The organism is Ancylobacter sp., from assembly GCF_965249975.1.
GTDB lineage: Bacteria > Pseudomonadota > Alphaproteobacteria > Rhizobiales > Xanthobacteraceae > Ancylobacter.
The window spans coordinates 890,598-916,455 of the sequence record NZ_CBDFNE010000018.1 but is presented as its reverse complement, the minus strand read 5'-3'; the positions used below and the strand labels follow the sequence as shown (position 1 = coordinate 916,455).

23 protein-coding genes are annotated in these 25,858 nt (G+C 67.2%); 5 read left to right on the top strand and 18 right to left on the bottom strand.

Annotated elements, in window-relative coordinates; translation table 11 throughout:
• On the top strand, positions 1-1,242 hold the full coding sequence (locus ACP2AH_RS17130; protein ID WP_425106896.1) for an SLC13 family permease: 1,242 nt from the start codon (positions 1-3) through the stop codon (positions 1,240-1,242).
• An 89-nt stretch (positions 1,243-1,331) separates the two neighbouring features.
• On the opposite strand, the gene ACP2AH_RS17125 is transcribed toward ACP2AH_RS17130, so the two are convergent.
• Positions 1,332-1,640 carry a hypothetical protein gene (locus ACP2AH_RS17125; RefSeq protein WP_425106895.1) on the bottom strand — a complete coding sequence of 103 codons (309 nt, stop codon included), beginning with the start codon at positions 1,638-1,640 and terminating at the stop codon, positions 1,332-1,334.
• Positions 1,641-1,853: 213 nt separating this feature from the next.
• Here ACP2AH_RS17125 and ACP2AH_RS17120 point away from each other — a divergent pair.
• Positions 1,854-2,608 (top strand): IS5 family transposase gene (locus tag ACP2AH_RS17120; protein WP_425106894.1). Its coding sequence is split into 2 segments (ribosomal slippage): positions 1,854-2,190 and positions 2,190-2,608, totalling 756 coding nucleotides; the frame shifts between segments, so codons are not numbered across the junction.
• 13 nt (positions 2,609-2,621) lie between these two features.
• Here ACP2AH_RS17120 and ACP2AH_RS17115 read toward each other — a convergent pair.
• The 11 genes from ACP2AH_RS17115 to ACP2AH_RS17065 form a co-directional block, all read right to left on the bottom strand.
• Positions 2,622-4,961: a Tex family protein gene (locus tag ACP2AH_RS17115; RefSeq protein WP_425106893.1), complete on the bottom strand. Its 2,340-nt coding sequence runs from the start codon at positions 4,959-4,961 to the stop codon at positions 2,622-2,624.
• Between the two features lie 109 nt (positions 4,962-5,070).
• Entirely contained in the window at positions 5,071-6,789 is a 1,719-nt protein-coding gene (locus ACP2AH_RS17110; protein WP_425106892.1) for a nitrilase-related carbon-nitrogen hydrolase, read from the bottom strand.
• A 138-nt stretch (positions 6,790-6,927) separates the two neighbouring features.
• Positions 6,928-7,920 carry an acetamidase/formamidase family protein gene (locus tag ACP2AH_RS17105; protein ID WP_425106891.1) on the bottom strand — a complete coding sequence of 331 codons (993 nt, stop codon included), beginning with the start codon at positions 7,918-7,920 and terminating at the stop codon, positions 6,928-6,930.
• Positions 7,921-7,949: 29 nt separating this feature from the next.
• On the bottom strand, positions 7,950-8,663 hold the full coding sequence (locus tag ACP2AH_RS17100; protein WP_425106890.1) for an ABC transporter ATP-binding protein: 714 nt from the start codon (positions 8,661-8,663) through the stop codon (positions 7,950-7,952).
• On the bottom strand, positions 8,656-9,402 hold the full coding sequence (locus ACP2AH_RS17095; protein ID WP_425106889.1) for an ABC transporter ATP-binding protein: 747 nt from the start codon (positions 9,400-9,402) through the stop codon (positions 8,656-8,658). The genes ACP2AH_RS17100 and ACP2AH_RS17095 overlap by 8 nt, the downstream gene beginning before the upstream one ends.
• Positions 9,402-10,466 carry a branched-chain amino acid ABC transporter permease gene (locus ACP2AH_RS17090; protein WP_425106888.1) on the bottom strand — a complete coding sequence of 355 codons (1,065 nt, stop codon included), beginning with the start codon at positions 10,464-10,466 and terminating at the stop codon, positions 9,402-9,404. Before ACP2AH_RS17090 ends, ACP2AH_RS17095 begins: the two co-directional genes overlap by 1 nt.
• Before the next feature lie 20 nt (positions 10,467-10,486).
• The gene (locus ACP2AH_RS17085; protein ID WP_371348576.1) at positions 10,487-11,359 is read right to left on the bottom strand and encodes an ABC transporter permease subunit; all 873 of its coding nucleotides are present in this window, start codon (positions 11,357-11,359) and stop codon (positions 10,487-10,489) included.
• A 437-nt stretch (positions 11,360-11,796) separates the two neighbouring features.
• The gene (locus tag ACP2AH_RS17080) at positions 11,797-13,035 is read right to left on the bottom strand and encodes an urea ABC transporter substrate-binding protein (protein ID WP_425106887.1); all 1,239 of its coding nucleotides are present in this window, start codon (positions 13,033-13,035) and stop codon (positions 11,797-11,799) included.
• A 19-nt stretch (positions 13,036-13,054) separates the two neighbouring features.
• Entirely contained in the window at positions 13,055-13,711 is a 657-nt protein-coding gene (locus ACP2AH_RS17075; RefSeq protein WP_425106886.1) for an ANTAR domain-containing response regulator, read from the bottom strand.
• Entirely contained in the window at positions 13,711-14,832 is a 1,122-nt protein-coding gene (locus ACP2AH_RS17070) for a transporter substrate-binding domain-containing protein (RefSeq protein ID WP_421700797.1), read from the bottom strand. The genes ACP2AH_RS17075 and ACP2AH_RS17070 overlap by 1 nt, the downstream gene beginning before the upstream one ends.
• A 227-nt stretch (positions 14,833-15,059) precedes the next feature.
• Positions 15,060-15,989, bottom strand: a complete 930-nt coding sequence (locus ACP2AH_RS17065; RefSeq protein ID WP_425106885.1) for a LysR family transcriptional regulator — start codon at positions 15,987-15,989, stop codon at positions 15,060-15,062.
• A gap of 150 nt (positions 15,990-16,139) precedes the next feature.
• Between ACP2AH_RS17065 and choX the strand changes: the two genes are divergently transcribed.
• The 3 genes from choX (at position 16,140) to ACP2AH_RS17050 (ending at position 19,242) form a co-directional block, all read left to right on the top strand.
• The gene (choX, locus tag ACP2AH_RS17060; RefSeq protein ID WP_425106884.1) at positions 16,140-17,081 is read left to right on the top strand and encodes a choline ABC transporter substrate-binding protein; all 942 of its coding nucleotides are present in this window, start codon (positions 16,140-16,142) and stop codon (positions 17,079-17,081) included.
• Between the two features lie 69 nt (positions 17,082-17,150).
• Positions 17,151-18,689, top strand: a complete 1,539-nt coding sequence (betC, locus tag ACP2AH_RS17055) for a choline-sulfatase (RefSeq protein ID WP_425106883.1) — start codon at positions 17,151-17,153, stop codon at positions 18,687-18,689.
• 241 nt (positions 18,690-18,930) lie between these two features.
• Positions 18,931-19,242 (top strand): hypothetical protein, encoded by a 312-nt coding sequence (locus ACP2AH_RS17050; protein ID WP_425106882.1) that lies wholly within the window; start codon positions 18,931-18,933, stop codon positions 19,240-19,242.
• Positions 19,243-19,308: 66 nt separating this feature from the next.
• Here the strand turns inward: ACP2AH_RS17050 and ACP2AH_RS17045 are convergent, their stop codons facing one another.
• The 6 genes from ACP2AH_RS17045 to ACP2AH_RS17020 form a co-directional block, all read right to left on the bottom strand.
• Positions 19,309-20,043: a DUF1028 domain-containing protein gene (locus ACP2AH_RS17045; RefSeq protein ID WP_425106881.1), complete on the bottom strand. Its 735-nt coding sequence runs from the start codon at positions 20,041-20,043 to the stop codon at positions 19,309-19,311.
• Positions 20,044-20,052: 9 nt separating this feature from the next.
• On the bottom strand, positions 20,053-20,751 hold the full coding sequence (locus ACP2AH_RS17040) for an ABC transporter ATP-binding protein (protein WP_425106880.1): 699 nt from the start codon (positions 20,749-20,751) through the stop codon (positions 20,053-20,055).
• Positions 20,748-22,574, bottom strand: a complete 1,827-nt coding sequence (locus ACP2AH_RS17035; protein ID WP_425106879.1) for an ABC transporter permease subunit — start codon at positions 22,572-22,574, stop codon at positions 20,748-20,750. The genes ACP2AH_RS17040 and ACP2AH_RS17035 overlap by 4 nt, the downstream gene beginning before the upstream one ends.
• On the bottom strand, positions 22,567-23,403 hold the full coding sequence (locus ACP2AH_RS17030) for a branched-chain amino acid ABC transporter permease (protein WP_421698721.1): 837 nt from the start codon (positions 23,401-23,403) through the stop codon (positions 22,567-22,569). Before ACP2AH_RS17030 ends, ACP2AH_RS17035 begins: the two co-directional genes overlap by 8 nt.
• Before the next feature lie 308 nt (positions 23,404-23,711).
• Positions 23,712-24,866 (bottom strand): substrate-binding protein, encoded by a 1,155-nt coding sequence (locus tag ACP2AH_RS17025; RefSeq protein WP_425106878.1) that lies wholly within the window; start codon positions 24,864-24,866, stop codon positions 23,712-23,714.
• A gap of 54 nt (positions 24,867-24,920) precedes the next feature.
• On the bottom strand, positions 24,921-25,751 hold the full coding sequence (locus tag ACP2AH_RS17020) for a nitrilase family protein (RefSeq protein WP_425107063.1): 831 nt from the start codon (positions 25,749-25,751) through the stop codon (positions 24,921-24,923).
• Positions 25,752-25,858 lie beyond the last annotated feature (107 nt).

The following is a 25,858-nucleotide window of genomic DNA, read 5'->3' as shown; positions in this document are numbered from 1 at the left end:
ATGGGCCTGACCCTTCTCATCTTTTTCCTCGTCTATGTCGCCATGGGCTTCGGCAAGCTGCCGGGCTTCATGGTGGACCGCACCGGCGCCGCGCTGATTGGGGCGCTGGCGGTGATGGTGGCGGGCGGCATCAGCCCCAAGGCGGCGTGGGAGTCGATCGATTATGCCAGCGTCGGCATGTTGTTCGGGCTGATGGTGGTGTCCGCCGCCTTCGTCGTCTCCGGCTTCTATGCCTGGACCGCCGAGCGCGTGGCGCTGCTGCCGGTGAGCGCGCCGGTGCTGCTGGCGGTGCTGGTCGGCGTCGGAGGCCTGCTCTCGGCACTGCTGACCAATGACGTCGTGGTGGTGGCGATGACGCCGCTCTTGGTCTCGCTCACCCTGGCGCGGGGGCTGAACCCGGTGCCGTTCCTGCTCGCCTTCTGCTTCGCCGCCAATACCGGCTCGGCCGGCACGCTGATCGGCTCGCCGCAGAACATGATCGCCGCGCAGCAGCTCGGACTGTCCTTTACCGGCTTCCTCGCTGTGGCCGGCCTGCCGGCGCTGGCCTCGCTGCCGCTGGTGTGGGGGATCGTGGCGCTGATCTATCGCGGCCGCTGGACTCTGCCGCCGGGCGCGGGCGCGCTGGAAGACCCGCCGGCCGCGCCGCCAGTGACGCTCGACCGTGTGGAGACGGCGAAGGCGGGGCTGGTCACGGCGCTCGTGGTGGTGGCCTTCATCTTCAGCGACTGGCCGCGCGAACTGATCGCGCTCGCCGCCGCCGGCGTGCTGCTGATCAACCGGCAGATCGCCTCGCGCGATCTTCTGGCGCAGGTCGATGGCGACCTGCTCGTGCTGATCATGGGGCTGTTCGTGGTCAATGCGGCGATGGCGGCGACCGGCCTGCCGCAGCAGCTGCTGGGCGGGCTGCGGGCCACCGGGCTCAGCCTCGATGATCCGCTGGCGCTCTATCTCGTGGGCGGAATGCTGAGCAATGTCGTCGGCAACAGCCCCGCCGTGATGCTGCTCGTGCCCTTCCTCACGCCCGGCGGCGACGCCGAGGCGCTGGGCGCGGCGCTGGCGCTCGGCACCGGCTTCTCCAGCAATCTTATCGTCTTCGGCAGCCTCGCTGGCATCATCGTGGTGGAACAGGCGGCGGACCGCGGGGTGAAGATCTCGTTCCGTGAATTCGCCCGCGCCGGCGTGCCGGTCAGCCTCGCCTGCATGGCTATGGCAGCCGCCTGGATCGCGCTCATCGGCACCTGAAGGGGCGCCCGCCCGAACGGGGAGCCGCTCCCCGCCTGGAAGGCCGGCCGTCGCTGACCACCCGGCATGCGCCTTTGCGGCGGCATAGGCTACTTTTTACTTCTCGCATTTCGGAAGACCACCCGAGCCGGGTGTTCCGGCCACGCAATAGGTTCATTCCCAACGATTATTTCGAATTCTGCCTTAAAATCAGACCCCTCTATCGCCTCTATTTGGGTCATTATGTCTTCTACTTCTTCTCTGTCGTCTTCATCTTCATGGTCGAGATAGAATTTAAATATCCAAACGCCGCTCTCTCGCGTAAAGGCGACCATTCTGAAGTTATCATTCAGGCCAAGCGTGGCCTGGTTCAGATTAACGTGCATCCCGTTCATCTCGTGCAGGTCAAAATCTGACATAATCCGCCACACCAGATTGGATTGGTCGAAACAGTCCGGGAACCGCTCCGGTGAACTCACATTCACCGGAAAGGCTCTAACTTTCTGATTGTACGTAGTTCCTATCGCAAAATCGCTACGCTCTTTTGCGGGAATTGCTCTAGGGTCTGTACCTGATCAGCTCTTTGAATTTGTGCTCGAACATGATTCCCTCCGCATGCTTGGAGGAGTGTCATGGCAAACGAGTTCTGGCTGAGTGATGCTCAATGGCATGCGATCGTGGCTCATCTCCCACACAACCAGCCCGGCGCGCGCCGGGTCGATGATCGGCGGGTGATCAGCGGGATTGTCCATGTGTTGCGGTCAGGGTGCCGCTGGCGTGATTGTCCCGCTGTCTACGGACCCTACACAACGATCTACAACCGCTGGAACCGGTGGTCTCGCCGCCGGTTCTGGCAGGGCCTGTTCGAAGCCCTGCGTCAGGCATCGCCCGACGACGACTTTCACGCGATCGATTCCACCACCGCCAAGGCCCACCGCTCGGCCGCTGGTGGAAAAGGGGGGCGGAAGAGCAGGCCATCGGCCGCTCCCGTGGTGGCCGCACCACCAAGATCCACGCGCTCTGCGATCCGCTCGGGCGACCGCTCGCCATCGAGGTGACGCAAGGCCAACTCGGCGACCTGCGGGCTGCTCTCGTCCTGCTCGCGCAGGTCCCCAGGGCTCGGTCCTGTGCAGCCGATTGTGCCTACGATGCGCGTGGCCTGCGCCAATGGCTGATCGACCGTGGCACCACGCCCGTCATCCCGAACAACCCCACGCGCAAACAGCCGAGCCCGTTCGATCGAGAAGCCTATAAGCGCCGAAACCTCATCGAGCGCATGTTCTGCCGCCTCAAGGACTTCCGACGCATCGCAACACGCTACGACAAGCTCGCGAGAAACTACGCCTCCGCCGTCGCTCTCGCCGCAATTGTCATCTGGTGGTGCTGATCGAGTCCGAAGCCTAGCGCCGCTTCAGCGCATCCATCAGCGCGGCGCCGAGCGCGCCTTGCGGCGCCTTTTGCGGCTCGCGCGCTGGCGGACGCGGGCCACGTGGCGGCGGGGAGGAATCGCGCGGGCCGCGCTCGCCCTGCGGCTTCGCCCCGCCGCCGGCATCGCGGCGCATGGAGAGCGAGATGCGCTTGCGCTTGAGATCGACCTCCAGCACCCGCACCTTCACCACATCGCCGACCTTCACCACCTCATGCGCGTCCTTGATGAAGCGGTCGGCGAGCTGGGAGACGTGCACCAGCCCGTCCTGATGCACGCCGATATCCACGAAGGCGCCGAAGGCGGCGACATTGGTGACCGTGCCTTCCAGCTCCATGCCGGGCTTCAGGTCCTTCATGTCGTCGATGCCGTCCGTGAAGGTGGCGGTCTTGAAGGCGGGGCGCGGGTCGCGGCCGGGCTTGTCCAATTCGGCGATGATGTCGCGCACGGTCGGCAGGCCGAAGCGCTCATCGACGAAGGCGGCGGGGTTGAGCCCGGACAGCGCGGCGCTGTCGCCCATCAGGCTACGCAGATCGCGGCCGCAGGCGCTCACGATCTTGCGCGCCACGCCATAGGCTTCCGGGTGGACGGCGGAAGCGTCGAGCGGCTCAGCGCCGTCGCGGATGCGCAAAAATCCCGCGCATTGCTCGAAGGTGCGCGGCCCGAGGCGCGGCACGTCTTTCAGCTGCTTGCGGCTGGCGAAGGGGCCATTGGCGTCGCGATGGGCGACGATGGCCTCGGCCAGCGAGGAGCCGAGCCCGGAGACGCGCGCGAGCAGCGAGGCGGAAGCGGTGTTGAGATCGACGCCGACCGCGTTCACCGCGTCCTCCACCACCGCGTCGAGCGCGCGGGCGAGGTGGTACTGGTCGACATCGTGCTGGTACTGGCCGACGCCGATCGACTTCGGATCGATCTTCACCAGCTCCGCCAGCGGGTCCTGCAGCCGGCGGGCGATGGAGACGGCGCCGCGCAGCGACACGTCGAGGCCGGGGAATTCCGCCGCCGCCAGTTCCGAGGCGGAATAGACCGAGGCACCGGCTTCCGACACAACCACTTTCAGCGGCTTCGAGCCCGAGGCGGAAGGGGGAAGGGCGGCGAGGAGTTCCGCCACCAGCTTCTCCGTCTCGCGGCTGCCAGTGCCGTTGCCGATGGCGATGAGATCGACATTATGCGCGCGGATGAGGCGGGCGAGCTCGGCTTGCGTGCCGCGCACATCGTTCTTCGGCTGGAAGGGGTAGACGGTGGAGGTGGCGAGCAGCTTGCCGGTGCCGTCCACCACCGCGACCTTGACGCCGGTGCGGATGCCGGGATCGAGCCCCATCGTGGTGCGCGAGCCGGCCGGGGCGGTGAGCAGCAGGTCCTTGAGATTGCGGGCGAAAACGTCGATGGCTTCCTTCTCCGCCCGCGCCCGCAGTTCGGTCATCAGATCGAGCGAGAGATGCAGCGAGAGCTTGACCCGCCAGGTCCAGCCGGCGATCTCCATCAGCCAGACATCGCCGGGCAGCTTCTCGCCGATGGCATAGGCGTCCGCGATCATCCGCACCACCGGCTTGATCGGGCGCGGGTCTTCGGCGTCGACCTCGATTTCCAGCGCCAGCACGTCCTCGTTGCGCCCGCGCAGCATGGCGAGCGCGCGGTGGCTCGGCACGCCGGACCAGCGCTCCACATGGTCGAAATAGTCGGAGAACTTGGCGCCTTCCTCCTGCTTGCCCTCCACCAGCCGGGCGCGCAGGAAGGCATTGGCGTGGAGATAGGACCGCAGCCGGCCGATCAGCTCGGCATTCTGCGCGAACTGCTCGGAGAGGATGTCGCGCGCGCCTTCCAGCGCCGCCTTCACATCCGCCACCTCCGGCGTGACATAGCCGGCCGCCAGCTCCGCCGGCACCAGTGCGCGGTCGGCGAGGATGGCGTCGGCCAGCGGGCCGAGCCCGCGCTCGCGGGCGATTTCCGCCCGGTTGCGGCGCTTGGGCTTGAAGGGGAGATAGATGTCTTCCAGCTCCGCCTTGGTGGTGGCGGCGGCGAGCGCGGCTTCCAGCTCCGGGGTCAGCTTTTCCTGCTGGCGGATCGAGTCGAGGATCGCCGCGCGGCGTGATTCCAGCTCGCGCAGATAGACCAGCCGCTCATCCAGCCGGCGCAGCTGCGTATCGTCCAGCCCGCCCGTCACTTCCTTGCGGTAGCGCGCGATGAAGGGAACGGTCGCGCCCTCGTCCAGCAGGGCGATGGCGGCTTCCGCCTGCTGCGGGCGGGCGCCGATCTCCTGCGCGATTTGCTGCGCGATCTGCCGGGCGGTGGCGGTGGCGAGGCTGTCGGTCATGCGGAACACGGAAATCGCGTGAAGGGAGGCGCGACCATATTCACTCAGGACGCCGAAGGCCACGCCGCGCGGGTGGCGGCGGCGTGGCTTGTGGATGAACTCGCCGTGTTCAGCCGATGAGCGGGAGGTAGTGATGCGGCTGGCGCATCGTCACCAAATCCTTTCGCCGCACCACATTGGTCGGGTAGGGCGTGTCGAGATTGCTGGTGTCGATCTCCGCCACCGCGACGCCTTCGCCGCCGCTGAGGATCGCCTCGCGGCGGGGGAATTCGAACGTGTCCGGCCCGAACACGCCGCTCTTGCCGCCATAGCCGGCGGCCTCGTCCAGCACATTGGCGAAGGCGAGATGGACATTGTTCTCGCCGGCCCGCGCCCGCATCAGGTGCCAGTGATGCGGATCGGCGCCGGTGGGGATGGGGTAGTTCTGGGAAATCGCCGTGCCGGCATGGGCGGAAGTGAGGCTTCCACGCAGCGCCGCCGGGCAGAGCACGAGATCGCAGCCGCGCAGCGCCAGCACGCGCCCGGCCTCGGGGAAGGCGGCGTCATGGCCGATGAGCAGGCCGATGCGGCCGAACTTGGTGTCGAACACGCCCCACTCATTGCCGGGCGTCGCCCAATTATGGTCGGAGGCATCGAGATGGGTCTTGCGGTAGCGCCCGATCACCCCCTGCGGGCCGACCAGCACGGCGCTGTTATAGAGCGTGCCGCCCTCCTCCTCGGCGATGCCGGCGGCGAGGTGCAGGCCATGGCGGGTGGCGATGGCGATGAGCCGGGCCACCGCCTCGCCGCTGAGCGGCACGGCGGCGGGGGCGTCGAGGCCGGTGACGGCGCGCTCGGGGAAGACGACGAGTTCGGCCCCGGCCGCACGGGCCTCGATGGCGAGCTGCTCAATGCGGTCGAGATTGGCACTGACGTCGCCGGTGGGGGCGAACTGCGCCACCGCCACCTGCGAGCGCCTTCCCTTGGGCAGCGGGCGGTGGCCGTACAGGCTGAAGAAGTCGAGCGGGTTCCAGGTGAAGGTGTTGGTGGGCAGCTCCATATAGAGCTCCGGCCGGCGCTGCTCGAACACGGCTTCGCCCAGCATGCGGCGGGCGCGGGCGCGCTCCAGGTCGATGTCGACGCAGGCGACGCCGTCGCCGGTATCGATCACCGCCTCGATGGCGCCGTCCGGGCCGATGACGCAGCTGCCGCCGGAGAACTGCACCGTGCGCTCCAGCCCCCAGCGGTTGGATTCGATGAGGTAGCAGCTGTTCTCCACCGCGCGGGTGATCCAGTAGGGCGCGGGGGTGCGCTCGGCCAGCCAGTTGGAGATGTGGCAGATGATGTCCGCCCCGGCGAGGCCGACGAGGCGCGCGGTCTCGATGAAATGGATATCCATGCACACCAGGAGGGCGATGCGGCCGATGGGCGTGTCGAACACGGCATGGCCGCTATTCCCCGGCGCCGACCATTTCGGCTCGGCGATATAGGGGTGGGTCTTGCGGTGGGTGCCGACCACGCCCTCCGGCCCGATGAGCACGGCGGAATTGTAATAGAGGTTGGTGGTGGCATCGACCTCCGGCATGCCGACGACGATATAGCAGTCCTGCGCGCGGGCGATGGTGGCGAAACGCTCCGTGGTCGGGCCGGGGATCGGCTCGACAAAGGGCGCGACTTCAGTGCGGTCGAACCAGCAATAGCCGGTCGTGCCCATTTCCGGCGTGACGATGAGCTTCGCGCCCGCGCCGGCGGCCTCGCCGACCAGCGCTTCCAGCCGGGCGATGTTGCGCTCCTTCTCGAACATGGTCGGCTCGAACTGGACGGTCGCGACCTTCAGCGTGGCGGTCATGGCAGGTCTCCGGGCATGGAGGAGCGTTCGGCGCCCGGCCGGTTGCGGCGGCGGGTCCGGGAATGTCGCTCGGATGGCGGGTGTTGCGGTGTCAGGCGCTCATGGCCGGGCTGGCCCGGCCATGAGGGTGGGCGGCGCTCAGGCCGTGAGGTAGGACTTCAGGATCGAGGCACCCATCGTGTATTTCGGGTCGACCATGTTGCCGAGGCGGACGCGGCCGCACTGGGTGAGCAGCATGTAGGCCTCGATCTCGTCGAAGCCGTAATCGGACGCCATCCAGCGGATGAGGTCGCGATAGGCCATGCGGGTGGCGTCTTCCATCGGCCGGGTCGAGCCGATGGACATGATGAACTCTGCCGTCTCCAGCCGTGGCGTGTGGATGGTCCAGCCCTTGATCAGGTCGATCTGGATGGTGGTGACGGTGGGGTGTTCAAGCGCCACGCCGCACAGTTCACCATCGCCCTGGGTGGCGTGGCAGTCGCCGAGATAGAGCAGGCCGCCGGCAATGTTGACGGGGAGATAGATCACCGCGCCGACGCCGACATCCGGGAGGTCCATGTTGCCGCCGTAATAATCCGGCTGCAGCGAGGTGATGGCCTCGATTTCCGGCGAGGTGCCGATGGTGCCGATGAACGGCACATAGGGCAGGGTGATCTTGTCGCTCCACTTGGTGCCGGTTTCGGCATCGACATGCAGCTTCTTGACCTTGATCGGCAGCGGCGCGTTCAGCATCGCCGTGTCCTTGGTCGGCACCAGCCCGCCGAAATCCGGCATGATCAGCGTGGTGCCGACCGGCTGGGGCCCGCGCGGGACGATGGACTTGATGTAGACCGCCAGCGTGTCGCCCTTTTCCGCGCCATTGACGTAGATCGGGCCGTTCTGCGGGTTGAGATAGGGGAAGTTCAGGATTTCCAGCGGGTTGTCGGTCTCGTGCTTGATCGCGCCCTCGAAGGCGTCATGCGTTTCCGCCGCCACCACCGCGCCGGGATCGACCTTCAGGACGGGGTCGACATAGGGGCCGTAGACATAGTGGTACTTGCCCTGCTCCGCCTCGGTGAGGGAGTGGGTGGCGCCCGCCTGGCCCTTGGCGAGGCCTTTGCGAGCCATGAGGGAGTTTTCGAGCCAGGACATGGGGTTCTCCTTGATTTCTGGCTGTACGATCAGACGGCGAGATGGCGGCGCATCGCCTCGCCATCGGCGAGGTCCTCGCGGGTGAGTTCGGCGACGACGCGGCCCTTGTCCATGACATAGCAGCGCTGGGCCATGGCCCGGATCATGTCGATGTTCTGCTCCACCAGCACGACGGTGACGCCGGTATCGGCGTTGAGCTGCACCATGATGCGGGCGATATCCTGCACGATGTTGGGCTGGATGCCTTCCGAGGGCTCGTCGAGCAGGATGAGCTGCGGATTGGCCACCAGCACCCGGCCAATGGCGAGCTGCTGCTGCTGGCCGCCGGACATGGTGCCGGCGCGCTGGCTCCAGCGCTCGCGCAGGATGGGGAAATAGCCGAGCACCCGCTCGCGGTCGGCCTCGCTGACGCGGCCCGCGCGCATGCCGCCGACCGCGATGTTCTCGCCCACGGTGAGGCGGGGAAACACGTCGCGGCCCTGCGGCACATAGCCGATGCCGAGCCGCGCCCGCTTGAAGGCGGAGAGGTGTTCCACCGGCTTGTCACCGAAGACGATCGAGCCTTCCATCGCCGGCACGAGGCCGATGAGGCTCTTCATCAAGGTGGACTTGCCAACGCCGTTGCGGCCGATGACGGCGACGATCTCGCCCTGGCGCACCTCGATGTCGAGGCCCTGCAGCACCGGCTTGCCACCATAGCCGGCGCGCAGGCCGAGGGTGGACAGCATCACTTCCTTACGCATGGGCGGCCTCGTGAGCGGTTTCGTGCGCCGTGGTCTGGCCGAGATAGATGGCGGCGACATCCTCATTGGCGACGATCTCGTCGATCGAGCCCTGGGCGAAGACGCGGCCGAGATGCAGCACCGTGACCTTGTGGGCGACCTGGCGGACGAAGGCCATGTCGTGTTCCACCGCCAGCACGGTCATGCCCTCGGCATTGAGGCGCTTGACCATTTCGCCGGTGGCGTGGGTCTCCTCCGGCGACATGCCGGCGGTGGGCTCGTCGAGCAGCAGAAGGCGCGGCTTGAGGCTGACCGCCATGCCGATTTCCAGCCACTGCTTCTGGCCGTGCGAGAGATTGCCGGCGAGGCGGCCGGCATCGGCGGTGAGGTTCAGGAAGGCGAGCAGCTTGTCGATCTCCTCGGCCAGCACCGAGGGATCGTAATGGTGCTGCATCGCGATTTCGAGGTTCTGCCGCACGCTCAGCGCCTTGAAGATGCCGGGCACCTGGAACTTCACGCTCATGCCGCGACGGATGCGCTGGAACGGCTTGAGGCTGGTGATGTCCTCGCCGCCGAACAGGATGGTGCCGCTGCTCGGCAGATGCTCGCCGAGAACCAGCCGGAACAGGGTCGATTTGCCGGCGCCGTTCGGCCCGATGAGGCAATGCACCTCCCCGGCTTCCAGCGTCAGGTCGACATTGTTGGTGACGTGCAGACCGCCGAAGCGCTTGTTGAGGCCTATCGTCTGGAGCATCGGCATCAGGCGTCTCCCGGCTGCCGCTTGGAGAAGGGACGGGCGATGAGCCGGGCCAGCGCATAGATGAGGCCGCGCGGCGCCAGCAGCACGGTGAGCACCAGCATGACGCCCATCACCACAAGCGCGTACTGGCTGCCATGAATGGTGAGCGCCTGGAACACGGCGAGCACGGTGAGCGTGCCGACCAGCGTGGTGGTGAGGTCCGAGCGCCCGCCGACCGCGACCCAGACGATGGGCAAGGCGGCGGCGGTCATACCCATGGAGGAGGGCGTGATGTACTGGCCCCAGCTGGTGTAGAGCACGCCCGACAGGCCGGCGAGCGCGGCGCCGATGACGAAGGTGCCGAGCTGGTATTTGCGGATGTCGTAACCGAGCATCTCCGCCCGCTCGGGGTTCTCGCGGATGGCGACGAGCACATTGCCGAAGGGCGAGTTCACCAGGATGCGCAGGCCGAGATAGACCAGCACCAGCATGCCGAGCACGACGTAATAGAGCTGCACGTCGGGGAACAGCACGATGTCGCCGCCGGGCCAGGGCACGGTGAGCGGGGGCATGTTGCTCATGCCATTGAAGCCGTTCAGCCGGGCGGCGCCGATCTTCCATTCCGGCCCCGCCGTCTGCGCCATGAAGCGTTCCAGCACCAGCGTTACCGAGAGGGTGACGATGCCGAGGAACACGCCGGAGATGCGGCCGAAGAACAGGAAATAGCCGAGCAGTGCCGCGAACAGCGCGGCGATCGCCACCGCGAACAGCAGCGCGACGAAGGTGAAGCCGTAGGCGGCGCCGAAATTGATGGTGAGGATGCCATAGGCATAGCCGGCAATGCCGAAAAAGGCGGTCTGGCCGAAGCTGAGCGCGCCGCCATAGCCCCAGATGAGCGAGAGGCCGAGCGCCATGAAGATCCAGGTGAAGAAATACACGGTGTTGCCGACGGTGTAGCCGTCGGAGAACAGCGGGTAGGCGCAGGCGCCGGCGAGCACGACAAGGAAGCCGAGCCAGAAGCCGGGGCCCCGGCCCAGCGTCTGCGGGCCTTCGAGGCGGGAGAAGAAGCGGGAGAGCGCGTTCATGGCTGTGTCTCGTGTCCGGGTCAGGCGCGCTCGCGCAGAAGGAAGCCGGAAATGCCGCGCGGCAGCACCCGGATGACGACGATGACGGCGATCAGCAGGCCGATCTGGCCGGCGAGCTGGCCGTACCAGGAGGTCATGGTCGCCTTCACCACGGCGAGCACGGCCGCCGCCGGGGCGGTGCCGAGGAACACGTCGGCGCCGCCGACAACCACGGTGACGAAGGCTTCCATGATGAAGGTGGTGCCCATGGTCGGCACCAGCGTCATGGTCGGGGCGTAGAGCCCGCCCGCCAGCCCGGCGAGGCCGGCGCCGAGCGCGAAGGTGAGGCTGTAGACGAGGCGGGTGTCGATGCCGAGCGCGGCCGCCATGTGCGGCACCTGGATGGTGGCGCGGGCCATGACGCCGAAGCGCGTCCAGTTGAACAGCGCGTAGAGCCCGGCAATGACCAGCACCGCCATGCCGCACAGCACGAGGCGGTAGAGCGAATAGGAATAATCGCCGACGGTGAAGCTGCCGAAGGGCGTGCCGACGCCGGCCATGGTGGAGCCGAGCACGATCAGCGTGCCCTGGGTGAAGATGAGGCTGAGGCCCCAGGTGGCGACGATGGTGTCGAGCGGGCGGTCATAGAGATGGCGGATGACCAATATTTCCACCAGCGCGCCCACGGCGGCGGAGACCAGCGCGCCGATGAGGATGGCGAGCGGCAGCGGCACGCCGGCATGGGCGGCGGAGACGGTGACATAGGCGCCGCACATGATGAATTCGCCATGCGCCAGATTGATCACGCCCATCATGCCGAAGATGACGGCGAGGCCGCAGGCGGACAGAACCAGAAAGGCGAAGGCGTCGCCGAACTGGTAGAGCGCGGAGAAGGCGAGGGTTCCGACATCCATGTGCGGTGGGGCCTTTGATCTTTCGCTTCGAGGGAACAACCTTGTCACGCACCGCGCGGGAACCGTGCGGTGAGGGAGGGTTGTCCGGGTGAGCCTCCTTCGAGGCCGGCCAGTCGGCCGGCACCTCAGGATGACGCCGTTCTTGCAGGACGTCTTTACTGAAACCGTCTTCAGCGATCAGGCGATCGCCCCGGCCAAAGCTGGGGGGTCGGGCCGGGGCGATGCCTTCGGGAGCCGCCGAGGGGGGACAGGGCGGCCGCCCGGATGGGCGAGATGCGCGGCGCGCGCTTTATCAGGCCGTCATCCTGAGGTGCGAGCGAAGCGAGCCTCGAAGGATGGTCGTCCGAGCATCCTCTTGCTGCAGCATCCTTCAAGGCCCGGCCCGCGGGCCGGGCACCTCAGGATGACGTGGCACTGAGTGCGCGAGGGCCTCGCCCTCAGTTCTTCGGCGGCGGGTTGGAGGGCGTGTACTGCGCGCTCGGGTCGTTCTTGGTCAGGTCGCAGCCGGCTTCGCCCAGCCAGTAGGGCTTGATGTCCTGCCACACCTTGGGGAAGGTGATCGAGTGATCGGCGCCCACCTTGGCGAGATAGATGGTGTGCGACATGTGCTGGCTCTTCGGGTCGAGGCAGACCTTGCCCTCAGGCGCGTCCATGCAGACATCGCCCTTGGCGATTTCCTTGCGCAGGTCGTCCCGCTTGGTCGACTTCGCCCGCTCCACCATCTGCTTGTAGAGATAGACCGCGAGATAGGAGTTCTCGGCTTCCTGGTTCACATAGGGCTCATCCGGGAACTTCGCCTTGAACTTGGCGAAGAAGTCCTTCGAGGCCGGGGTGTCGACTTCCTCGATGTAGTTGGTGGTGACGTACATGTCCTTGAGCGATGGCGGCTTGAAGCGCTTGTGCTCATAGCCCTGGCCGACGTTCACGGAAGACGCCATTGGCAGGTTGACGTTGGCGGCGGCGGCCTGCTCGTAATAGGAGGCCTGGGCGGTGCCGACCAGCAGCGTCACCACGAAGTCGGGCTTGGCCTTCTGGATGTTCTGGATGTTCTGCGAGAACTGCGACACGCCGAGCGGGATGAAATCCTCGCCGACCATTTCGCCGCCATTCTCCTTGACGATGTTGCGCACCCATTCGGCCGAGATCTGGCCGAAATTATAGTCGGCGGCGAGCGTGTAGACCTTCTTGCCGTACTTCTCCATGAGGTACGGGATGAGGGTGGAGAACTGCTGCTCCGGCACGGCGCCGGTGACGATCATGTTGGCGTCGCAGACGCCGCCCTCATACTGGTTGTTGTAGAAGGCGAGGCCGTCGAACTGGTTGACGATCGGCCGGTAGGCTTCGCGCGAGGCGGAGGAGAAGCCGGCGAACACCACGTCCACCTTGTCGCGCTGCAGCACGCGGCGCATGAACTCCTGGTAGCGGGTGTTGTCGGACTGGGTGTCGTAGATCACCAGTTCGAGCGGGCGGCCATTGATGCCGCCGGCCTTGTTGATCTCCTCGGCGGCGAGCTGGATGGCGTGCACCTTGCCGATGGTGGCGGCGGCGAAGTCGCCGGACTGGTCTTCCAGCACGCCGAGCTTGATCGGATCGGCGGCGAAAGCGTTCGCGGCGCTGAGCAAAAGCGTTCCCGTGAGGGCTGCGGCACGCAGCCCCCGCATGGTCTTCCCGTTCATCTTACTCTCCTGTGAAAGGTTATCTTTTTCCCGCGCTGGGCTCCGCCGGGCGGAACTGCACGGGTTCATCGAGGGGGCCAGCCCTCGCCGTCACGAACGCTTCGCAATAGGCCTCGAGGGTCTGCCGCGAGCGCATGCTTTCGCGCCGAAGCCATTCATAGGCCTCGTCGTCATCCACGCCCGCCTCGGTCATGCGGGCGATGATGGCCTTGACCACCGCGCGGCGACCCCGCCGGCGGCGATCCATGTCGTCGAGGCGGGCCCGGAGGTCGCCCCGCAACAGGAACTGGTTGATGCCGAGGAACAGCGCGGTGTAGACCGCGCCGCCCTGCACCGGCTTGCGCAGGAAGGCGGAGGCGCCGATCTGCACCAGGTGCTTGAGCCGGCTCGGCGCCTCGACGCCGACAAGGCCGATCACCGGAACGGGGGGATGATGCGCCCCCGCATCGGTGTCGAGCGCCACCGGATTGTCGAGATCGCCGTCGATGAACAGTATGTCGCGCTCGGGCTGCAGCGCCGCGAGGTCGATCTGCGCCCGCCCGTCGACCAGCGCGGGATAGACGGTGGCGACGCCGAGCTTGCCCAGCGTCTTTTCCAGCGCTTCCACCGCGGTAAGGCTGGACGTGACGATGTGCGCCCGCCCGCCATTGAAGTTCTGCAGCAGCCGAGGTGCCATCACTTCACCACTCTCAGTGTCGCGTTGCGGGCAGCGACCGCGTAACGCGGCGAGGACTGGACGAGATAGGGGTCGGGCCGGACCGGGCCGGGCTCTTCGACCAGAATGTCGAAGCGCGCCTGCGCATTGGAAATGCCGATTCGTGGCGTGAGATAGGCGTGCAGCGTCTGCGGGTCGATCCGCACCTCGCCCTGCGGCGCGAGCAGATGCTGGCGGGTGGCGGCCTCCTTCACCGTTTCCACATCGTCCGTGCCGCTCTCCGCCAGCGAGAGGATGAGCAGCTTCATCGCGATATAGGAGGCTTCCGCGTCGGCTGAGGTGGTGGGCCCTTCCGGAAAGGTCTCGCCATAGAAGCGGGTGAAGGCGGCATTGGCGGGGGAGGCGAGGGAGGAGAAATAGACCGAGGAGGACAGGTGCCCGTCCACCGCTTCCTGGCCGATCTCTTCCAGTTCCGGCTCGGACAGGGTGCAGGAGACCACCGGGAAGGTCGTGCGCTGGTCGATGCCGCGCGCGGCGCAGGCGGCGCGGAAGGCGCGGAAGAAGGCGTAATTGCTGGTGCCGATGAGATTGTTGAACACGAAGGCCGGCCGCGCTTCGAGAATGGCCTCGACCACCTGGTCGATCTCGGTGTCGCCCACCGGCACATAGCGTTCCGCCAGCACGCGGGCGCCGCGCGCGGTCATCGCCTCGCGGAAGATGCGGGTGTTCTCCCACGCCCAGATATAGTTGGAGCCGACGCAGAAGGCGGACGTGCCGAGAGTCGCCAGCGCGTGATCGACCAGCGGCAGCACATGCTGGTTGGGCGAGGCGCCGGTGTAGATGACATTGCCGGAGCTCTCGAAGCCCTCATAATGCGAGGGGTACCAGAGCAGCCCGTCATGCTTCTCGAAACAGGGAATGACTTCCTTGCGGCTCGACGAGGTGTAGCACCCCACGACATGGCGGATGCCGTCATGCAGCAATTCGCGGCTGAGCGCGGCATAGCGGCCAAGCTCGCCGCCGGGATTGACCACGACGGGCTCGATGGTGATTCCGGGCGCCGGGCGCTCCGCCACCGCCAGCAGGGCGCCGTTCAGCATCGAGCGCGCGACCACATTGTAGGGCCCCGTGGTCGAGAACATGACGCCGATGCGGAAGTGCTTCGCCACGTATCGCTCCAATGCCGGGCCGAAGCCCAAAACAAAAAACGCCCGCCGGCCGTCAGGCCGTGGGCGTCGTTGCCACCAACCAGCCAGCGTTGACACGCCGTCGTTGGAAATGTTGACCGAAAGTGCCGCGACAATGGGCATCCTTGCCCGCCGCTCGTTTTCTAGGCTCGCGTGATCTTACCTACTTGTCAAGAACCTTTTTAGCGCCCGCGCGTGAGCGGCGGGTCCGGCAGCGGCGCCGCCTGCGCCTCGCGCAGGATCCAGTCGATGAGGTCGCGGGCGGGATCGGACAGAGTGGGGCCGGGCACCAGCCAATAGCCGGTCTCGCCGCGCGCCAGCGGCGGCCCGACCGCCACCAGCGTGCCGTCGGCCAGGGCGCCGTCGATCAGCCCGGCCCAGCCGAGCGCGACGCCCTGGTCCGCCATCGCCGCCTGCACCACGAGGCCATAGGTGTTGAGGCTGAGATCGCTCGCCGCCGGGCCGCGCGCCAGCCCCATCGCCGCGAACCAGTCGCCCCAGCCGAACCAGCGCGGGTGCGGCGTGCTTTCCAGATGCAGCAGCGGCAAATTGCCGATGCGCGCCGGATCGCCGCCGAGGCTGTGCCGGGCGGCGAAGGCCGGGCTGCACACCGGCCAGATGCGCTCTTCCACCAGCTGCACGCTCTCGGGCGGGAAGTCGCGCCGGGCGCCGAACAGCACGGCGACATCCTCCGCCCCGTCGAGCCCGGGATCGGCGCTGGTGGAGGCGATGATGTGGACATCCGTTTCCGGCCGCACCTGCCGGAAGGCGGCGACACGCGGCATCATCCAGAACGAGGCGAAGCCGTAATCGGTGAACAGCCGCACGACGGGGCGGCGGCTGAGCCGGCGCACCGCGCGGGTGGCGCCGTCGATTTCCGCCACCGCCGCCGCGCTCGCCCGGTGCAGCACCTCGCCGGCGGGGGAGAGCGTGCTGCCGCGATGACCGCGCAGCAGAAGCGGCGTGCCGAGCTGGGTTTCCAGCTCGCGCACCACATAGCTCACCGCCGGTTGCGACAGGCCGAGCGCGCGCGCCGCGGCGGTGAGCGAGCCGAGCCGCCCCACCGCCTCGAACACGCGCATCCAGCCGAGGTCGAGAGGCCGCTCAGACATAGATGGGGCTTATGTCAAACATCGAAAATATCGGGCTTCACAGGTTCCCACATTTAACCGCCTGATATCCCTCAGGCAAGGAAAGCCGCCGCTCGACAAGGCGGGCCCTTGAGCATCTCACCTGTCTCGCCGCTTCCAGAGGTGACCCTCATGACCCGTATGACGCTGGCCGCTTCGGCCGTTTCCCTTCTGCTCCTCGCCGGCCCCGCTTTCGCGGCCGACGCGCCTTCCTGCAAGACCATCCGCATGTCGGACCCCGGCTGGACCGACATCACCTCCACCAACGCCATTGCCGGCGTGCTGCTGGAGGGGCTCGGCTATGCCCAGGACGTGAAGACGCTGTCGGTGCCGATCGGCTACGAGTCGATGAAGAACGGCAATATCGACGTGTTCCTCGGCAACTGGATGCCGGCGCAGCAGAAATTCATCGACGCGCTGAACGAGGCGAAAGCGGTGGACGTGCTGGCCACCAATCTCGAAGGCGCCAAGTTCACCCTCGCCGTGCCGACCTATGTCGCCGAGGCGGGGGTGAAGGACTTCAAGGACCTTGCCGCCCATGCCGACAAGTTCGACGGCAAGATCTACGGCATCGAGCCCGGCGCGCCGGCCAACCAGAACATCCTCAAGATGGTCGACGCCAATGATTTCGGCCTGAAGGGCTGGAAGGTGGTGGAGTCGGGCGAGCAGGCCATGCTGGCGCAGGTGAAGCGCGCGCAGAACGGCAAGGGCTGGATCGTTTTCCTCGCCTGGGCGCCGCACCCGATGAACGAGACCTTCGACCTCACCTATCTCTCCGGCGGCGACGCCTATTTCGGCGCCAATTTCGGCGGCGCCGATGTTCGCACCCTCGCGCGCGCCGGCTGGGCGGGCAACTGCCCCAACGCAGCGACGCTGTTCAAGCAGCTGAAATTCGACCTCGCCATGGAGAACACCATGATGGGCAAGATCCTCGATGACGGGCAGGACCCCAAGGCCGCCGCCAAGGCGCTGCTGAAGGCCAAGCCCGATGTGCTCGGCCCGTGGCTTTCGGGCGTGACCACCTTCGACGGCAAGCCGAGCCTGCCGGCGGTGAAGGCCTCGCTCGGCCTGTGAACTCTCGCGGGGGCCGGCGGCGGTGCTGCCGGCCCTCCCTCCGCCCCAGCCTGCCGCGTGGACCGTGCCATGACCGCGACGCCGATCGCTTCGCCCGCCCGCCCGAACATCCTCATCCTGATGGTCGACCAGCTGAACGGCACGTTCTTCCCCGACGGGCCGGCGGACTTCCTGCACGCGCCGCATCTGAAGGCGCTGGCGGCCCGTTCCGCCCGCTTCGCCAACACCTACACGGCGAGCCCGCTCTGCGCGCCGGCGCGCGCTTCCTTCATGTCCGGGCAGTTGCCGAGCCGGACGCGGGTCTATGACAATGCCGCCGAGTTCACCTCGGATATCCCGACCTTCGCCCATCACCTGCGCCGCGCCGGCTATCACACGGCGCTGTCGGGCAAGATGCACTTTGTCGGGCCGGACCAGCTGCACGGCTTCGAGGAGCGACTGACCACCGACATCTACCCCGCCGATTTCGGCTGGACGCCGGACTACACCAAACCGGGCGAGCGGATCGACTGGTGGTACCACAATCTCGGCTCGGTGACCGGCGCCGGGGTGGCGGAGATCACCAACCAGCTCGAATATGACGACGAGGTGGCCTATCACGCCGCCCGCAAGCTCTATGACCTCGCGCGCGGGCACGATTCCCGGCCCTGGTGCCTCACGGTGAGCTTCACCCACCCGCACGACCCCTATGTCGCCCGCAAGCGCTTCTGGGACCTGTATGAGGACTGCCCGGCGCTCGACCCCGTGGTGGCGCCGATCCCGTTCGCACAGCAGGACCCGCACGCGCAGCGGCTGATGCTGGCGAGCGACCATGCCGCCAGCCATGTGACGGACGAGGATGTGCGCCGCTCGCGCCGCGCCTATTTCGCCAACATTTCCTATGTCGACGAAAAGATCGGCGAACTGCTCGACGTGCTAGAGCGTTGCCGGCTAAGCGATGACACGATCATCGTCTTCGTCTCCGACCATGGCGACATGCTCGGCGAGCGCGGGCTGTGGTTCAAGATGAACTTCCTGGAGGGCTCGGCCCGGGTGCCGCTTGTCATCGCCGCCCCCGGCCTGCCTGCCGGCCGCGTTGCGCGCGCGGCGTCCACCCTCGACGTGCTGCCCACACTGGCGGAACTTGTCGGGCTCGATCTCGGCGGGGTGCTGCCCTGGACCGATGGCGAGAGCCTGGTCGGGGCGGCGCGGGGGGAGGGGGAGCGCTCCCCGGTGCCGATGGAATATGCGGCGGAAGGCTCCTATGCCCCGCTGGTGGCTCTGCGCGACGGGCCGTGGAAGCTCATCCTGTGCGAACTCGACCCGCCGATCCTCACCCATCTCGACGAGGACCCGCAGGAGCTGGTCAACCGGGCGGCGGACCCGGCCTGCGCCGGGGTGATGGCGGCGATGACGGCGGCGATGCGGGCGCGCTGGGACCTCGCCCGCTTCGATGCCGAGGTGCGCGCCAGCCAGGCGCGGCGGCATGTGGTGTATGAGGCGCTGCGCAACGGCGCCTATTACCCCTGGGATTTCCAGCCGCTGCAAAAGGCCTCGGAGCGCTATATGCGCAACCATATGGACCTGAACGTTCTGGAAGAGAACCAGCGCTTTCCGCGCGGGGAATGACGGCGCGCCTGACCGGCAGGGCGGGCCGCCCTTGCCGCGCTGCCGCACAGCTGAGTTGCGTCGCATCACGCGCTTGCGATCTCGCATCCTGAAACAATCATCGCTGACCTACGTTGTACCAGCAGATTCACCGGCCGGGCCAAGAGGCGCCAGCGAGTGAATGCGTGTTGAAGCTGATGATGCGACGCTCTTGACGCCGATTATCGTGTCGAAATGTCGCGTTTCTTAGAGGATGTTGATGATGAAGAAGACTCTTTCGCTTCCGGTTCTGGGTGCTGTTCTTGCCGCTGCTTTCGCCGGCCCTGCTCTTGCCCAGACCTACAATTCCACCACGGGTGCGCCCTCCGGCTGGTCGCAGAACCATAATGCGACGCAGCAGGGCGGCTGGTCGCAGCGCGGCACCGTGACCGAGGGCCGCAACGCCGCCACCATGTATGAGGGTGGCATGTATGAGGGTGGCATGTATGACAGCCGCATGCGTGGCCCGAACACCCAGGGCGTCGAGCCCTATATCGCCAACCAGATCGAGCAGAACGCGCGCAGCACCGACTGAGTGCGGCCTTAAGACAGCGTTTCTCGATGCGACTTTGCGGCGGCTCCTTCCGGGGCCGCCGCTTTTTCAGGTTAAGCGGCGGCTTCCACCCCCACCGGGACGGTCCGGCGGGGCGAGCGCCAGCATCGAGGTGACGCCTTCCGGTGCCGGCCCGGCGGCAATGCCGCGCCTTGGCATGCCCGCGACAAACGGCACCAGTTGAAGCCGGGCGATTTCCAGCACCCGCCGCAGCTCGGTAACGGGCTGGGCGTGCTCGTCCACCCGCAGGTCGAGGGCGCAATAGTCCTCGTCACCCTGCACCCGAAGGCTGGCGGATTGTCGCCCGCGCTTGTCGCCGCCGGCGGCGTCGCCGGCCTCCAGCGCCCGCATCAGCCGTTCGTCCAGCGCGGCACCGCCGCTGGCACGGTAGGCGGCCGCCATGGCGTCGATCACCTCGGGGCCGGTGAGCATGTTGCCCTGCACGGCGAAACCGTCGCCGATTTCCTGCCCGCACCAGGGCGTGCAGTCGGCGCCGGTGAAGGCCGCCGCCTCGCCCGCGTGATCCACCACCCCGATCTGGCGCAGCTCCCGCGCCTCATCCTCCGCCAGTGCCGCTTGAAGCGCGGCGCGGGCGCCTTGCCCCCGAGCAATCGCTTCCAGCACGCCCAGCGGCAGATAAGGGTTCACCCAGGACTGGGTCGAGGCGGCGCCGACCTTCGCCCGTGCGAACGGGCACATGGAACCGACCGCCGGCACGGCGGTGGCGACCGCGACGCCGAACAGGCCGGTGGACGGGCAGCGGGCGACGATGGAAAACGTCATTACCTCACCTCACACGCTTAAGTGTTTCAGCACCCTGGCGCGGGAATCCGGCTCGGAAGTGGCGCCGGTCTCGGCGATCTCGCCGCGGTCCAGCACCGCCCAGCGGTCGGCCACCGCCAAGGCGAAGGGCAGATGCTGCTCCACCAGAAGCATGGTGGTGCCGTGGCGCTCGCGCGCGCTGCGGATGACGCCGGCCAGCCGGTCGATGACCGAGGGCTGCAAGCCTTCGGTGATCTCGTCGACCAGCAAGAGCTTCGCTCCCGTCGCCAGCGAACGGGCCATGAGCAGCATTTTCTGCTCGCCGCCGGACAGCGTGCCGGCGCGTTGCTTCAGCCGTTGCAGCAGGAAGGGGAAGGAGGCTTCCACCTCGGCGAGTGCGGCCTCGAAATCCGGACGGCGCACGGCGAGGCGGAGATTTTCCTCCACGCTCATATCCTGGAACAGCGCCTTCTCCTGCGCGACATAGCCGACCCCCAGCCGCGCCACGCGGTGCGGGGCGAGGCGCGTCGCCTCCGCGCCGGCAATGGCCACGGTGCCGGTCATTTTCGGCAGGAAGCCCATAACCGCTTTGAGCAGGGTGGATTTGCCCATGCCGTTCTTGCCGAGCACGGCGAGGATCTCGCCCGGCGCGATGGACAGGCTCACCTCGCGCAGCACCACCGCGCCGGCATAGCCGCTGGAGAGATGATCGACGGCGAGGAGGCTCATGCCGGCATCTCCTTGGGCGCGGGGGCGGTTTCATGGTCTATGCCGGCATGGCCGGAGCCGGCATAGACCTGTTTGACGAGTTCGGAGGCGACCACTTCCTCCACCGAGCCGTCGAGCACGATATGGCCCTGATGCAGGACGATGACACGGGAGGAGATCTCGCGCACGAAATCGAGATCGTGCTCCACCAGCAGCACGCACAGGCCCTGCTTCCTGGTCAGCTCGATGAGGATGGCGCCGATCTGCATGCGCTCGGTCTTGGTGAGGCCGGCGGTGGGCTCGTCCAGCAGCAGCACGCGCGGTTCCAGCGCCAGCACCATGGCGAGTTCCAGCGCCTGCTTCATGCCATGCGAGAGCAGATGCGCCGGGGTGGAAAGCTGCTTGTCCAGTCCCGTGGTGGCGATGACATGCATCGCCGCCTCGGGGAGCGGCAGGACCTCGGCGCGGCGCCACAGTGAGGGCCGGGCATGGCGCACGCGGGCGATCTGCAGGCACTGGGCGACGGTGAGCGTTTCGAACACATTCGCCATCTGGAACTTGCGGCCGACGCCGAGGGCGACGCAGGCTTCCGGCGGCTTGCGGCCGATGTCGTAGCCATTGACGGCGATGCTGCCGGCGGAACGTTCCGCGCCGTCGGCGATGCAGCGCATCAGCGTGGTCTTGCCGGCGCCATTGGGGCCGACAAGGCTGACGAGTTCGCCGGCACGCGCCTCGAAGTCGATGGCTTCCAGCACGGTGAGGCTGCCGAAGCGCTTGGCGACGCCGGCCACGGCGAGCGCCGGCCCCTCGCCGGGCTCGACGCCCTGCGTTTCCGCCGCGTCGAGGGTGGAAAGCCGCACGCTGGCCGCCGGGGCGGCGCGGCGCGGGCGGAGGAGGCCGATGAGCTTGCGCGGCAGGTCGAACACCACGGGCAGCAGGCCGCGCGGGAAGGCGACGATGACCAGCACGAACAGCACGCCGATGATGAGCTGCCAGACGAAGGGATAGTCCCCGGCGAGCTGCGCGCTCTCATAATCGACGATCAGCGCGCCGAACACCGGGCCGAGCAGCGTGCCGCGCCCGCCGAGCGCGGTCCAGATGACGAGTTCGGTGCCGAAGACGAAGCCGGCGAGTTCCGGCGCCACCACCATCGCATAGCCGGCATAGATATAGCCGGCGATGGCAGCGATGGCGGCGCAGGCGAGATAGACGAGGATCTTCAGCCGCGAGGTGTCGAGGCCGAGATATTTGCAGCGCTGCTCGTTCTCGCGCACCGCCACCAGCAGCTTGCCGGCATCGCTCTTGACGAAGATGTAGGCGGCCGTGGTCACCACGACGAGGAAGCTGCCGGCCAGCCAGAACCAGGCTTCCATCGACAGGTCGAAGCTCATGAAGCCGGAGAGGCCGCTCGACGAGCCGGTGAAGGTGCCGCCGGAATAGAGCAGCTGCGTCGCCACGATGGGCAGAACCAGCGTGATGACCGAGGCATAAAGCGCCGAGGCGCCGTGCCAGAAGGCGAGCCAGCCGACGATGGCTGCCACCAGCAGCGCCCCGCCGACGCCGAGGACGAGGGCGAGCACGGCATTGCCGGTGGAGAAGTCGAGATGGGTGAACACCAGCCCCGCCGCATAGGCGCCGCAGGCGAAGAACACCGACTGGCCGAAGGTGAGGATGCCGAGGAAGCCCCACAGCAGATCGACGGTGAGCGCCACCGCCGCATAGAGCAGCGAGCGGGTGAGCACATTCACCGAATAGGTGTCGAGCACCAGGGGCCCGGCGACGATCGCCGCCAGCGCGAGAAGGGCGACGGCGAGGATGAGGGAGAGGCGGCGCGCTTCAGTCACGGGCGAACCCCTGCGGACGCAGGCGCAGAATGATGGCGGCAAGCACGGCGATGGTCAGGCCTCCGAGAACCGGGCTGAAATGAGTGGCGACCAGCACCTGCGCCCCGCCCAGCACCAGGCAGGCGAACAGCAGGCTGACCAGCGAGGCGCCGGAGACCAGCACCAGCATGAAGGCGTTCACCAGCCAGGGCACGCCCATGGCGGGATCGACGCTCGACAGGGGCGTGATCAGTGCGCCGGCAATGCCGGCCAGCGCCGAGCCGAGGGTGAAGGTGAGGAAGCGCACCAGCCCGCTATTGATGCCGAGCCCGCGCGCGAGGTCCTCGTTCATGATCACCGCCCGCGTCTCCAGCCCCAGCCTCGTGCCCTGCAGCAGGGCGGTGAGGGCAAGGCCGAGCAGGGCGGCGATGCCGACAAGGGCGAGGCGGTAGGCGGAATAGCCCTCGCCGAGAATGTCGATGGTGCCGCTGAGCGGCGACTGGGTGAACTGCACGCCGCGCCCGAAGGCGAGGGTGATGAGCTGGCCGATGATGATCGACAGTCCCCAGGTGGCGAGGATGGCGTCGAGCGGGCGCGAATAGAGCGGGCGCACCACGAAGCGCTCGATGGCCATGCCGACCACGCCGCCGAACAGCGCGGCGAGCGGGATGGCGAGCCAGGGATTGAGCCCGGCCTGGGTGGTGACGAGCGCGGCATAGCCGCCCAGCGTCATCAGTCCACCATGGGCGAAATTGATGATCTTCATGACGCCGAACACGAGCAGCAGCCCGGTCGCCACCGCATAGAGGATGGCGGCGGTCGTCACGATGTCCAGCGTCTGGGCGATCATGCGAAGTCCTTTGGGGTTGGAGGCACGGCGGGTGGGGAAAGGCCGCGTCGTAACAACGTCATCCTGAGGTGCGCGCCCACGGGTCTTGCCTCTGGCAAGCCCGAGGACAGGCTCCGCGCCTCGAAGGATGCCGGAAAAGAACTGGTCTTACGGGGGCATCCCTCAAAGCCCGGCTTTGCCGGGCACCTCAGGATGACGTCGCAAGGCAGCTCGCAAGGATCGCGCCATCGGTGACGGGCAAGCCCTCTCCCCGACGGGGAGAGGGTTGGGGTGAGGGCCCCCGATGGGGAGAGGCGCGAGCGCGTCGCTCACTTCAGCTTCGGGCACTGCTCGCCGGGGTCCACGTCCTTGAAGGTGGAGATGATGCCGACCGAGCCATCGCCCTTCACCTGGCCGAGATACATGGTCAGCGGGGCGTGGCGCTGCTTGTTCATGACGATGGTGCCGCGCGGGCCTTCCACCGCGACTTCCGCCAGCGCCGGGATCAACTTGGCGGCGTCGGTCGTGCCGGCCTTCTCCACCGCCGCCTTATAGGCGTAGACCGCCTCATATTCCGGCACGGAGAGGTCGTTCGGGGTCTTCAGGTCCTTGCCGAACTTCTTTTCCATCGCGGTGAGGAACGCCTTGTTGGCGGGGGTGTCGATATTGGTGAAGTAGGAGCCAGCGATGTAGATGCCTTCGGCATCCGGGCCCATGGCCTTGGCAGTGCCCTCATCAACGGCGAGGTTGCCATAGAGTGACTTGATGCCCGCCGCGCGCAGCTGCTTGGTCAGCGTCACATTCGGCGCGCCGCCGGCGGTGGAGGTGATGATGGCGTCGGGGTTGGCCGCCTTCACCTTGGAGAGGATGGCGGTCCAGTCGGTGGCGTCCATCGGGGCGTATTCGTCGCCCACCACCTTGCCGCCCGTCTTTTCGATATAGGCCTTGGTGAAGGCCAGCATGCCGCGGCCGAAGGCGTAGTCCGAGCCGATGAGGAAATAGGTCTTGGCGCCTTCCTTGTTGAAGAAGTCGACAATGGGGGCGACCTGCTGGTCCGGCACCCAGGCATTCACATACATATAGGGGCTGCAGGAGCGGCCCTCATAGAACGAGGTGTAAATGTAGGGCACCTTGCCGCGATTGACGATCGGCAGGCCGGCATTGCGCGCCGCCGAGGTCTCCATCGAGATCAGCACGTCGACCTTCTTCTGGAAGATCAGCGAATCGAAGGCCTTCTGCGCGCCGGCCGCGCCGGAGGCGTCGTCGGCGACCTCGAGCACCACCTTCTTGCCGAGGATGCCGCCCTTGGCGTTGATCTCCTCCACCGCCAGCTCGGCGGACTGGACGACGGAGGGCGCGACCACGGAATTGGCGCCGGACAGGCCGACGGGAATGCCGATGGTGATGGTGTCGGCGGCGAGCGCCGGCCCAGTGAGAAGGCCGGCGGCAAACACGCCGGCCATCAGCAGCGAGAGACGGGACATAGGCTTTCTCCGGAAGGTTATGGGTTTTTGGCAGCGGTGGAGAGAAGCGGGGCTCTAGTACCAGCCCCGGGAAATCGACGCGCCGAGCATCTCGGCATAGACATCGGTGCGGCGGTCGCGCAGCACCTGGTTGAAGTCGTTCCAGTTGCGGGCGCGGCGGGCGGCGCCGAGGTCGATCTCGGCGGAGACGATTTCCTCGCCGTCGCGGCTCGCCGGGCCGGCGGCGGGCCAGCCGGTGTAGCTGAGGATCAGGCTCTGGCCCTCGAAGGGCTGGCCGCGCTCGGTGCCGATGCGGTCGGCGCAGGCGATGTAGAGCGAGTTGGAATGGGCGGCGGCCATGGCGAGGATGTTGGCCATCGCCTCGCGCCCCTCGGCCTGGCCGGGGATCGGCACCCAGTTGGTGGGCACGCAGACGATATCCGCGCCCTGCAGCGCCTGCAGCCGGTAGGTCTCGGGGAACCAGCCATCGTAGCAGATGGCGACGCCGATGCGGCCGAGCGCGGTGTGGAACACCGGGAAGCCGTTGTTGCCGGGCTCGAAGAACAGGTTCTCGTTGCCCCACAGATGCATCTTGCGATAGGTGCCGATATGGCCCTCCGGCCCGATCACGACCGCGCTGTTGTAGAGCGCCGTGCCCTCGCGCTCGGTGATGCCGGCGACGATGTGCAGACCGCGCTCATTGGCGATCTTCGCCCAGGCCTGGCAGCTCGGCCCGTCTGGAATGGTCTCGGCGAGGCCGAAGGCTTCCTCGCGGGTCTCGAACACGTAGCCGGTATTGGCGAGCTCGGGCAGCACGATCAGCTTGGCGCCGCCGTCGGCCGCGCGGGCGATGAGGCCGAGCGAATGCGCGACATTGGCGCTGGTGTCGCCGAAGCGCGGCTCCATCTGGATGCAGGCGACGCGGACAAGGCTTGAGACGGGCATGAAGGCGCACCTCTGCGATCGCCGCGGGGCGCCGCGGCGTGAAAACAAAAAGCCCCCGGCAGTGCCTT